Genomic DNA, 10,974 nt, shown 5'->3' with positions numbered 1-10,974 from the left:
GGCGCGCGCTCCTGGACGGGGCCGGGGTCGACAAGGCGCTCCTCGCCGACGCGCTCGGCGCGCCGTCCGGGTTCGGCCAGTCCCAGTTCGCGCTGGCCCGCGGCACGGTGTTCGAGGCGCGGGTGAAGGCCGACGGCGGCGCCGAGCTCCTGCGCCTGGTGCACGCGCGCGTGGGCGGCACGGACGCGGAGCCGACCCCCGACACGGTGCGCGCCCCCGACCTGTCGGCGATCGGCCCCGAAGGCCGCACGGCCCGTACCGCACTGGCGTTGCGCGGGGCCTCACGGCGCTCGGAGACGTCGCCGGGTACCTGGACGTTCCTCGACCACCCGATGCTGGCTCTCGACGTGGCGGGCAGCCCGGCGTTCCTGGAGCCCGACGCCGTGGTCGTGCATCCGGACGGGAGCTGGACGGTCGTCGAGATCAAGTCGTTCCCGATGATCGACGGCGCGGCGGACCCGTCGAAGGTCGGCGCGGCCGCCCGCCAGGCGGCGGTGTACGTCCTGGCGCTGGAACAGGTCGCGGCGCGCCTGGAGGACGGAGCGGCGGACACGCGCGGCCGCCCCCGCGTACGCGACCGGGTCGTTCTCGTGTGCCCCAAGGACTTCACGAACCTTCCGGCCGCGTCCGCGGTCGACGTGCGCAAGCAGCTGTCGGTGACCCGGCGCCAGCTGGCCAGGCTCACCCGCGTCGAGGAGATCGCCGAGCAGCTGCCGCCGGGCACCCGCTTCGACCCGGAGCAGCCCGCGGACGAGCTCGTGGAGGCGGTCGAGTCGGTCCCTGCGACGTACGCGCCGGAGTGCCTGGCCGCGTGCGAGCTGGCGTTCCACTGCCGCGACCGCGCGCGGGCGGCGGGCGCCGTGACCGCGCTCGGCCGTCCCGTCCGCGCCGAACTGGGCGGCCTGACCACGGTGGCCGAAGCGCTCGCCGCGGCCCACGGCGAGACGGGCGACCCGAGAGACCCGACGGTGGCGGCCCTGCGCCGCGCGGCCGCCCTCCGCGCCCAGGCCCTGGAGGGGGCCCGATGAGCCTGATCAACCACCTCGCCCGTCTTGAGGCCACCGCGAGCGGACGGGCACGGCCGGTGGCCACCGTCCGGCATCGGCACCTGTCCCAGCGGCCGCTGGTGCTCGTGCCGCTGACCACCGCCGGTGAGGCCGGGGCACCGCTCGGGGCGCTCGTCGGTACCGAGCGGACGGCGCCGCGCCTGCTCGTCGTGGAGCAGCCGCGCGACCGGGACCTGCGGTTCGGATTTCTGACACGGCTCGCCGAGAGCGTGCTGCCGTACGTGGACGGGTACGCGGCGGACGTCGAGGCCGCCGAGCGCGCCGAGACCGACCCGGAGACCGGAAAGCGGGTCAAGGTCGAGGTCGAGCTGTGCGCGGACGCGCCGCAGATCATCGTGCCGAGCCGCGCGGGCATCGAGTTCGTCCGCCTCCTGGGCCGCTCGATGCGGTTCCGCCGCACCGCCGAGCAGGACCCCGAGGCGCCCCACCCCGCGCCGCCGCACGTGCCGCTGCTCGGCCGCTGGCTCACCCACTTCGGGGAGCGCGCCCGCGTGCCCGGTTCCTCGCTGCTGCTCGCCATGACGGACCTGCTCACCCGGCACTGGGCGACCGGCCAGTCCACTCTCGAGGACCAGCACCTGGGCGCGCTGCTCGCCTGGATCGAGGCACCCGAGGGCACGTCGGGCGCCGCCGCGGCGCTGCGCGCCGAGAGCGCACGGGACGCCGCGGGCCAGCTCCTGTGCCCGCCCGCGGGCCCGGCCACCGACCCCGCGTTCGACAACAGGCTGCTGGCCCCCGCCATCGAGCGCTACGACCGGGCCCGTAAGAGACTGGCCGCCGCCGAGGACCCGGTCGAGGCGGACGGCCGCCTCGCCGAGCTCACCGCCGCCGAGCGGGAGATCCACGCCCTGGTCGAGTCCCGCACCCGGCCTACCTGGGACGCGGTGTGGCGCGGCCTCGACGCGCTGTGCACGCTGCCCGAGGGCGCGCATGTCGCCGACCGATGGACCCGCGACCGGTGGTCGTTCACCGCGCACCGGGACCGGGTCGCGGCGGGCGAGCCGCCGCAGCCGCGCCGCGACGACGCGGTGACCGCGGCGAACAAGCTGGCCACGCGCGAGCGCGAACAGGCACGCCTGGACGCGCAGGAGGCGCTCGACGATCCGCTGGTGATGGCCGGGCGACGCCTTGCCGGGGAGGCGTTCGAGGGCGAGGTGACCGAGGTGGTGATGGCGTACAACGACAAGAAGCGGCCCCGCCCCCTGGTCACGGTCCGCACCGACGACGTGCCCCGCCTCGCCGAGCGCGCCAAGGTCTACCGCTCCCTGGACGGCAAGCCGCAGACCGCCGAGTTCGTGGCGTACGAGGACGACGGCGGCTCCGCGGTGGTGCTGCGCGTCCTGGACAAGATGGGGCGCGGCAAGGAACCGGACGAGGGCTCGGTGCCACGCAAGGGCGACCGGGTGTGCTGGACGACGTTCGAGCACGAGCAGCGCGGCGGGCCGAAGCTGCCGGAGCCGGAGGAGACGCCGTGGACCCACGGCGGTCCCCCGGCCACGGGCGCCGAGGCGCCGGACGCCCTGACGACGGAGGACCTGCTGTGACCGCGCCCGTGCCCGTGCCCGTGCCCGTGACGCTGGAGGACCACCTGTGACCGTGCGCACGACCAGCCCGGCCGGGGCGCCTGCCGGCCCCGGCGACCCGGCCCTCGACCCCGACGACCCGGCCTTCGATCCGGGCGCGGCGGCCGCGGCGGCCACCGACGCCATCCTCCGCGACACGCTGCACGGCGACGCGCGCGGTGTCGTCGTGGACTCTCCGCCGGGCGCCGGCAAGTCGACCCTCGTCGTGCGCGCGGCGCTCGAACTCGCGGCGGCGGGGCGGCCGCTGATGGTGGTCGCGCAGACCAACGCCCAGGTCGACGACCTCGTCGTACGCCTGAACGAGAAGAACCCCGAGCTGCCGGTCGGGCGGCTGCACAGCAGCGACCCGGACGCGTACGACAAGGCCCTCGACGATCTGGCGAACGTGCGGACCTCGACGAAGGCGGGCGACCTCGCGCCGCTGCCGGTGGTCATCTCCACCGCGGCGAAGTGGGCGCACGTCAAGGCGGACGACGTGGGCGGGCCGTGGCGGCACGCGATCGTCGACGAGGCGTACCAGATGCGTTCGGACGCGCTGCTCGCCGTGGCCGGCCTCTTCGAGCGGGCGCTGTTCGTGGGCGACCCGGGGCAGCTCGACCCGTTCGCGATCGTCGGCTCCGAGCAGTGGGCGGGCCTGTCCTACGACCCGTCGGCCTCGGCGGTCGCGACCCTGCTGGCCCACAACCCCCGGCTGCCGCAGCACCGGCTCCCGGTGTCGTGGCGGCTGCCCGCGTCGGCGGCGCCGCTGGTGTCGGACGCGTTCTACCCGTACACGCGGTTCCGCAGCGGCACGGGCGAAGGCGACCGGAGCCTGGAGTTCCGGGTGGCGTCGGACGGGGGCGGGGTGGACCGGGTCGTCGACGAGGCGGCGGTGTCCGGGTGGGGCCTGCTGGAGCTGCCCGCCGCGCACACCCCGCGTACGGACCCCGAGGCCGTGCGGGCGGTGGCCCAGGTGGTGCGGCGGCTGCTCGACCGGGAGGGCGTGACGCGGTCGGAGCGGGGCGCGGTGGACGGCTCGCCGCTGACCGCGGACCGGATCTGCGTCGGCACCGCCCACCGCGACCAGGCGGCGGCGGTGCGGGCGGCCCTGACGGGGCTTGAGGTCACGGGCGTCACGGTCGACACGGCGAACCGGCTTCAGGGCCGCGAGTTCGACGTGACGGTGGTCCTCCACCCGCTGTCCGGTCGGCCGGACGCGACGGCGTTCCACCTGGAGACGGGACGGCTGTGCGTCCTGACGTCGCGGCACCGGCACGCGTGCGTGGTGGTGTGCCGGGCGGGTGTGACCGAACTGCTCGACGAGCATCCGTCGGCGGACCCGGTGCAGCTGGGGGTGACCGTGAAGTTCCCTGACGGGTGGGAGGCGAACCATTCCGTACTGGAACGGCTGGGCCGCCACCGGGTGCCGTGGACTCCTTGAGGGGCCGGGGCGCTCTTGCGCGGCGCCGGACAATGGAAGGTGGGCCCGGCCGCGAGCGCGGGGCCCGCGGCAAGGACGAGGAGGAACCACCATGGCGGAGCCCGAGCGGCCCCGTACGTCGCGGCCACGGCTGCGGCCCGCACCGCTGATCTTCGAACCGGCCGAGGCGGCCGCCGACCCGGACCACTTCTTCGGCCTGGAGTCGACCGACGACCCGCGCGAACTGCTCTCCCGGGCCACCGAGCTGACGCACGCGTTCCGCGCGGCGGCGGACCGCTCCGTCGAGTTCCAGGCGATCGCCGCCGCCCAGCTCGCCGACCCGCGCCGGTTCGACCGGCTGACGACGGCGGACATCGCGGAGCGAGCGGAGTGGACCGAGGACTACGCGAAGAAGATGGTCGAGTTCGGCCGTGACCTGCTGCGCGGCGCGCGGGACGAGAGCCGCTGAGCGGTATCCGGTCTCCGCGGTCCGTGGCCCGGTCCCCGCGGTCCGTGGCCCGGTCTCCGCGGTCCGTGGCCCGGTCTCCGCGGTCCCGTCTCCGCGGCCTGTGGTCCGGGGTCCGTGGTCCGCGGTCCGTTGTTCGAGGTCCGCGGTCCGTTGTTCGAGGTCCGGGGCTCCGGGCGCCGGGCCCGGTGTCTGCGACGGGACGGGAGGGGAGGCCCGTCGTCACGACCTCGGGGCATATGCCAGGGGGGCAAGATACTCCTCCCCCCGCCCTCGTGTCCCGATTTCCCGCAACTCTTGGGAGTCGCACCCTCACACCCTGTAGACGTAGACGTCATGAGCACCGCGCACCCTCACCCGGCCCCCGTACCCGCAGCGCCTGCCACCGCCCACGACCGGTTCGACGTCGCGGGCGTCACCCCCGACGGCGCCGCCTGGCTCGCCTCCGCGGGGACGTATCCGCGCTCCACGCTCGCCCACTGGGAGTCCCGGCCCTCCGCACCTGTCGTACTGGCCTGCGGCTCCGTCTTCGACGTGGTCAACGTGCCCGCGGTCTTCGGCCGACTCATGCTGGAGCAGCTCTGGGACGAGGGCCCCGGCTCCGGCCCCGTCGCCGCGCACCGGGGGCGGATGCTGCTGTTCTCGGCGCCCGGCACCGCGCACCGACTGCCCTCGCTCATGGCGTGGGAGGAGTGGGGCCGGGAGGTTCCGCCGCTGCTCTTCCACGGCAGCGGCGACGCGGTGACGGTACCGGCCCCCACCTGCCGTACGGCCCTGACCGCGCCCACGCCCCAGCACCTCGACTCGCGCTGGGTGGTGGCCCCGGACACCCGCCGTCCGTGGCTGCCGGGACCGGAGACCCTGCTGTGGGCGTGCGTACGCGCGGCCCGCGCGCATGCGCAGGCCACCGTACGGGTATCGATTTTTCCCCACGCCGACCATGATGCTAAGGTCTACGACGTCAGCAGGCGCCGCTAGCTCAGTTGGTTAGAGCAGCTGACTCTTAATCAGCGGGTCCGGGGTTCGAGTCCCTGGCGGCGCACCGACACGACGAAGGCCCTCCGTTCACGCGGGGGGCCTTCGCCATTGCGTCGGGCCTCGGCGCGGCGCGGCGCGGCGCCCAGGCGGCCGGGGGTCCGGGGGTTGTCCCCCGGGAAGACGCGGCATCAGCGGGTCCGGGGTTCGAGTCCCCGGCCACGCACGTTGTCGGTGGCGGGATGTGTTCGCGGAAGGCGCGAACCGTTCCGCCACCGTTGTTTCTGTGTGGCTTCGGGCGGCTTCGCCGCACGTCGTGGGGGCTCCGCCACCCACACCCCCTCCCCCGCGCCGGGGCCACCACCACCCGTCAACGGCATGCCGCGCCGAGGGTGCCACCTTGCCCGCCCTGCCGCCCAAGACGGCAGACCGCCCAAGACCGCACAGCGGAAGCACGCACCCCGAAGGGGCGCGGCGAACTGCGCGGGACGCGGGTACCGGCCCGCACGCGGCGACGCGTCCCCGGCACGGCCGAAGCGGAAGGGGAAGGGGAAGGGGAAGGGGAAGGGGAAGCGGAAACGGAAACGGAACCCGGAACCCGGAACACTGCAACGCACCCCGCTCAGTCACCCACCCCCGTGGTCACCGTCACCGACCACGCCCCGGACGGGGTGCGGCCCGTGACCGCGACGCGGACTCCGTCGCCGGGGATCGTATAGGTTTCGCCGACCTTCAGGGGGGCGTCCGCCAGGGGCGGGTAGACCGATTCGCCGTAACACGCACCCGTGTGCGGATGCGTGTCCACCACTTCGATGGGGCCGTGGCCGGAGGCCGAGTCGCTGTGGACGTGGTAGGCCAGGATGCCCTTCCGGCAGGTCGTCGTGTCGTTGCCCGCGCCGCCACGCGCCTCCAGCGCGAGAACGGAGTCGCGGCCCGTGCGCACCACCGCCAGCTTCGCGCCGCCGACCCTCCCGAACGGCGCCCCAGACCCCTGCGGCACCCCGCTCAGCGGCTCCAGCGTCACCCGTGTGACGCCCCGCGTGACACACACCACCTGCGAGGAGTCGAGCCAGCCCAGCTTCCACTTGTGCCACGCGAAGAAGTCCGGCGCGAGACCGAACTGGCTGCCCATCACGTCCCAGTCCCCGACGTACGTGTCCCAGTCGCCCTTGCCGTCGGTCGGCCGATGGTAGAGGTCGGGCAGGTCGAAGACGTGGCCCGTCTCGTGCGCCAGCACGTCGCGGTCCGGCGGATGCCGCTCGAAGACGGTGACGACACGGCGGATGTCCGTGCCGTCGGCACGCATCGGCCGGTCGAAGTTGACGACCTTCGTCGCGTCCGAGTCGACGCCCGGCGCGTCCGGGTCGGCGACGAAGTAGACGATGTCGTACTTCGAGAAGTCCGTGTGCGGGTCGGCCACGCGCAGCGCGTCCCGCAGATAGGCCGCTCGGTGTTCGGCGTCCCAGTCCCGCCTTATCTCGTACGAGGTGGAGGCGTGCGGCATCTCGATCCACCGTGTCTGCGGGTGCGGAACCAGCCGGAACTTGCCGTAGGAGGCACGCTCGTAGAAGCGGGTCGTGGCCGGGAAGTAGTCCGCCGCGAGCTGGCGCGGCGTGGTCAGCGGTGTCGCGTCCGGGAACGACAGGAAGACCATCACGGCGTGCAGCGTCCTGGTGGGCCGCGCATACGCCGGGTTCCAGCTGTCGAGACCTTCGGAGTGGTGGACGGGGCGGCGCTCCAGGGCGCAGGCCGCCCCGGTCCTGGTGGCGGACGCCGGGCCTGCGACCAGACCCGTCGCCGCCATGGCGGTCAGAGCGGTCAGCGCCGCCGCGGTCGAACGCAGACGGGGCCTGTCCACTCCCCCGAGTGGCTGCGGACGCGGCAAGTCGACCTCCGGGAGGGGATTGCGGGACATCCCACCCAGACTGTTCGTGTTTGTTGTAGTTCGGCCTGTTTATCTGACCCGGACGAGTGAGCCCGCGACACGGCGTCCGGTCACGGAATGTCACAGACGGTCGAGGGACACCAGAAGGCCGCTCGAAGGCGAGCAGAAACGATCTGCCGGAGCGGCCCCCGTCCGCCCGTGGCGCGGGCCGAGCGGCGGCGGAGCTGGATACCCCTCCGACCGGCCTCTATGATCGGCACTTTCCTGCCGGGACCCGGCTGCCCAGACCGCACAACGAGACGACTCGACCAGACGACACCAACCAGACGACGCACTGCGGGAGCGAGCGGTGAGCGCACAGCCCGAAGGGCCTACGGTCGCGACAGAGGCGTCCCCACCCGGCCCACGCCCCGGCCCGGACACCGGCCCACACCTCGACCCACGCCCGGAATCCGTCACGGAGAGTGGCGGGGTCGGGGCCGACGATCCGCGGGGCGCCGCTCCCGCGCGCGGCCCCGACGCCGTGCACCGCGGCGCCTTCCACGCCTCGCCGCTCGCCATGGTGGTGGTCGACCGCGCCGGGCTCATCGTCGACGCCAACGCCGCGGCGCTGCCGCTGCTGCGCACCACGGGCGGTGGAGCGCTCGTCGGCCGGGTCGCCGCGGAACTGCTCGACCTGTCGTCCGACCCGCGCACCTGGCACACGTACCTCGAAGTGCTGCGCGGGCGGCAGGCGCGGCTCAGCCTCACGCGGCGGCTCAAGCACGCGGCGGGCCACTCGGTGTGGGCGCAGGTCACCGTGGAGCCGATGCCGGGCTCGGACGCCGTGCTGCTCTCGCTCAGCGACATCAGCGCGCGCCGCGAACTCCAGGACCGGCTGCGCCACTTGCGGATGCACGACCCGGTGACACGGCTGGCCAACCGCTCCCTGTTCTTCGAACGGCTCGACGCCGCGCTCGAATCGGGCGCGTACGAGGGCACCGGCGCGACCGGCCGGGTCGGCCTGTGCTACCTCGATCTCGACGGGTTCAAGGCGGTCAACGACACGCTCGGCCACCACGTCGGCGACCGGCTCCTCGCGGCGGTCGCCGAACGGCTCACGCGCTGCGCGCAGCAGCAGGCCGCGCACGCCACCGGTGGTGTCCCGCTGGTGGCCCGGCTCGGCGGCGACGAGTTCGCGCTGCTCGTCGAGGACTCGACCGGCACCGAGCAGCCGGCCGCGCTCGCACAGGCCGTGCTGGACGCGCTGCAGGAGCCGTTCGACCTGTGCGGGCAGCGGCTGTCGCTGTCGGCGTCGATCGGGGTGGTCGAGCGGCAGATCGCGGGTGCCACGACGACCGGTCTGATGCAGGCCGCGGACACCACGCTGTACTGGGCGAAGGCCGACGGCAAGGCCCGTTGGACGCTCTTCGACCCGGAGCGCAACGCCCACCGCGTGACCCGCCAGGCGCTCGCGTCAGGGCTGCGGCCCGCGGTCGAGCGGGGTGAGTTCGTCCTCGACTACCAGCCGTTGGTGGAGCTGGCTGGCGGGCGGCCGCACGGCGTGGAGGCGCTGGTGCGGTGGCGGCATCCACAGTTCGGGCTGCTTACGCCGAATCGGTTCATCGGTCTGGCCGAGGAGGACGGCTCCATCGTGCAGCTGGGCCGCTGGGTGCTGCGTACCGCGTGCCGACAGGCGCGGCGCTGGCAGCTGGACCATCCCGGCGTGCCGCCGCTGTTCGTGAGCGTGAACGTGGCGGTGCGGCAGGTGTGGGACTCGGACCTGGTCGCGGACGTGGCGCAGATCCTGGAGGAGACCGGGCTCCCGGCTGAACTCCTCCAGTTGGAACTCACCGAGTCCGCCGTGATGGGGTCGGCGGGGCGGCCGCTGCGGGCGTTGCGGGCGCTGAGCGACATGGGCGTGCGGATCGCCATCGACGACTTCGGCACCGGCTACTCCAACCTCGCCTACCTCAGCCGCCTCCCGGTCTCGGCCTTGAAGCTGGACGGGTCCTTCGTCCGCGGATTCCAGTACGAGACCCAGACCCAGACCCAGCCCCAGACCCAGACCCAGACCCAGTACGAGCCCCAGACCCAGCCCCAGGCCCAGACCCAGTACGAGACGCAGGGCGACACCCGGCACGAGACCCAGCGCGCGGCTCGGCACGAGACCCAGTGCGAGGCTCGGCACGAGGGGGCGCCGTCGGAATCCGGCGGCGCGCCCACCGACCCGGCCGACGCGGTGATCGTGGAGGCACTGGTGCAGCTCGCGCACCGGCTCGGCCTGACCGTCACGGCGGAGTGCGTGGAGACGGCGCAGCAGGCCGAGCGGCTGCGGCGGATCGGGTGCGACGCCGGGCAGGGCTGGCTCTACTCGCGGCCGGTGCCGGCGGAGCGGATCGCGGAGCTGCTCGCGTCGGGGCGGGGCACCTGTCAGGCCGACACGGAGGGCTCCGGGTTCGGCAACCCGTAGGCGTCTGCGATGAGTTCGTAGGAGCGCAGGCGTACGTCGCCGCTGTGGGCGTTGGCCGTGAGCATCAACTCGTCGGCGCCGGTGCGCTTGTGGAGGTCGTCGAGCCCGGTGCGGACCTCGTCGGCCGTGCCGTGGACGACGTTGGCCGTCCAGGTGCGGACGAACTCCCTCTCCATTTCGTTGAACTGGTACGACTCCGCCTCCTCCGGTGTCGGGACCAGGCCCGGCCGTCCGGTGCGCAGGCGAATCATGTTGAGGCAGGCGGCGCGTACCTGGCGGCGGGCCTCGGTGCCGTCGTCGTCGGTGGCGAGCGCGGAGACGCCGATGAGGGCGTACGGCTCGGACAGGACGGCGGAGGGCTGGAACGACTCGCGGTAGAGGTCGAGCGCCGGGATGGTGTTCTGCGCGGAGAAGTGGTGCGCGAAGGCGAACGGCAGGCCGAGCGCGGCGGCCAGGCGGGCGCTGAAGCCGGACGAGCCGAGCAGCCAGATCGGCGGGCGGTGCGGGTCCTGCACTCCGCCGGGCGACGTGGCCTGCACCGGGCCCGGGACGGCGTGGATGCGGGAGTAGGGGTGGCCGTCGGGGAAGTCGTCGTCGAGGAAGCGGGTCAACTCGGCCAGCTGTCCCGGGAATCCGTCGGCGCCTTCGTCCAGGTGGTCGGTGCGGCGCAGGGCGGCGGCCGTGGCGCCGTCGGTGCCGGGGGCGCGACCGAGGCCGAGGTCGACGCGGCCGGGGGCCATGGCCTCCAGCGTGCCGAACTGTTCGGCGATGACCAGCGGTGCGTGGTTGGGCAGCATGACGCCGCCGGAGCCGAGGCGGATGCGGTCGGTGTGGGCGGCGAGGTGGGCGAGGATCACGGCGGGCGAACTGGAGGCCACGCCCGGCATGGAGTGGTGTTCGGCGACCCAGTAGCGGTGGAACCCGCGGCGTTCGGCCAGGCGTGCGATGTCGACGCTGGTTCGCAGGGCCTGGGTGGCGGTGCGTCCCGCGCCGACGGTGACCAGGTCCAGGACGGAGAGGGGGGTGGGGGCGGTGCCGCTGGCTGCGCCGCGGATCGGGTCGGGGTGGACCGGCACGGGTCTCCTCCTGGCTGCGTGGTGGCTTGACCCCGGGCGTAACGGAGGATGGCTCCGTTTTATTCCCTGGG

The 10,974-nt window shown here is 74.0% G+C and carries 8 protein-coding genes and 1 tRNA gene; 7 read left to right on the top strand and 2 right to left on the bottom strand.

Features of this window, described 5'->3' with window-relative positions:
* The 6 genes from OFY01_RS28850 to OFY01_RS28825 form a co-directional block, all read left to right on the top strand.
* The coding region (locus tag OFY01_RS28850) for a S66 peptidase family protein (RefSeq protein WP_266604855.1) at window positions 1-1,028 on the top strand (1,028 nt) is incomplete at its 5' end.
* Entirely contained in the window at window positions 1,025-2,611 is a 1,587-nt protein-coding gene (locus OFY01_RS28845) for a hypothetical protein (RefSeq protein WP_266604854.1), read from the top strand. The genes OFY01_RS28850 and OFY01_RS28845, both read left to right, overlap by 4 nt.
* Window positions 2,612-2,774: 163 nt before the next feature.
* Complete coding sequence (locus tag OFY01_RS28840; protein WP_266604857.1) at window positions 2,775-4,070, top strand: AAA domain-containing protein; 1,296 nt, start codon at window positions 2,775-2,777, stop codon at window positions 4,068-4,070.
* A 91-nt stretch (window positions 4,071-4,161) separates the two neighbouring features.
* Window positions 4,162-4,518 carry a hypothetical protein gene (locus OFY01_RS28835; RefSeq protein WP_266604852.1) on the top strand — a complete coding sequence of 119 codons (357 nt, stop codon included), beginning with the start codon at window positions 4,162-4,164 and terminating at the stop codon, window positions 4,516-4,518.
* Between the two features lie 333 nt (window positions 4,519-4,851).
* Window positions 4,852-5,493, top strand: a complete 642-nt coding sequence (locus tag OFY01_RS28830; protein WP_266604850.1) for a bifunctional DNA primase/polymerase — start codon at window positions 4,852-4,854, stop codon at window positions 5,491-5,493.
* A tRNA-Lys gene (locus tag OFY01_RS28825) sits at window positions 5,484-5,557 on the top strand. The genes OFY01_RS28830 and OFY01_RS28825 overlap by 10 nt, the downstream gene beginning before the upstream one ends.
* 555 nt (window positions 5,558-6,112) lie before the next feature.
* Here OFY01_RS28825 and OFY01_RS28820 read toward each other — a convergent pair.
* Window positions 6,113-7,405 (bottom strand): M6 family metalloprotease domain-containing protein, encoded by a 1,293-nt coding sequence (locus tag OFY01_RS28820; RefSeq protein WP_266604848.1) that lies wholly within the window; start codon window positions 7,403-7,405, stop codon window positions 6,113-6,115.
* A 529-nt stretch (window positions 7,406-7,934) separates the two neighbouring features.
* Between OFY01_RS28820 and OFY01_RS28815 the strand changes: the two genes are divergently transcribed.
* Complete coding sequence (locus OFY01_RS28815; RefSeq protein WP_407700450.1) at window positions 7,935-9,827, top strand: putative bifunctional diguanylate cyclase/phosphodiesterase; 1,893 nt, start codon at window positions 7,935-7,937, stop codon at window positions 9,825-9,827.
* Here OFY01_RS28815 and OFY01_RS28810 read toward each other — a convergent pair.
* Window positions 9,788-10,903 carry an LLM class flavin-dependent oxidoreductase gene (locus OFY01_RS28810; RefSeq protein WP_266604844.1) on the bottom strand — a complete coding sequence of 372 codons (1,116 nt, stop codon included), beginning with the start codon at window positions 10,901-10,903 and terminating at the stop codon, window positions 9,788-9,790. The two genes, OFY01_RS28815 and OFY01_RS28810, sit on opposite strands and share 40 nt — an antisense overlap.
* Window positions 10,904-10,974: the final 71 nt, after the last annotated feature.

The sequence above is a fragment of the Streptomyces beihaiensis genome (assembly GCF_026274175.1).
Taxonomy (GTDB): Bacteria; Actinomycetota; Actinomycetes; order Streptomycetales; family Streptomycetaceae; genus Streptomyces; species Streptomyces beihaiensis.
This window is presented reverse-complemented; position numbering and strand designations above follow the sequence as displayed.

What these genes read in the sequence shown, in the direction of transcription:
- OFY01_RS28845 (WP_266604854.1), top strand. Translation starts at nt 1,025, where the DNA reads ATGAGCCTGATCAACCACCTCGCCCGTCTTGAGGCCACCGCGAGCGGA.
- OFY01_RS28835 (WP_266604852.1), top strand. Translation starts at nt 4,162, where the DNA reads ATGGCGGAGCCCGAGCGGCCCCGTACGTCGCGGCCACGGCTGCGGCCC.
- OFY01_RS28830 (WP_266604850.1), top strand. Translation starts at nt 4,852, where the DNA reads ATGAGCACCGCGCACCCTCACCCGGCCCCCGTACCCGCAGCGCCTGCC.
- OFY01_RS28820 (WP_266604848.1), bottom strand. Translation starts at nt 7,405, where the DNA reads ATGTCCCGCAATCCCCTCCCGGAGGTCGACTTGCCGCGTCCGCAGCCA.
- OFY01_RS28815 (WP_407700450.1), top strand. Translation starts at nt 7,935, where the DNA reads ATGGTGGTGGTCGACCGCGCCGGGCTCATCGTCGACGCCAACGCCGCG.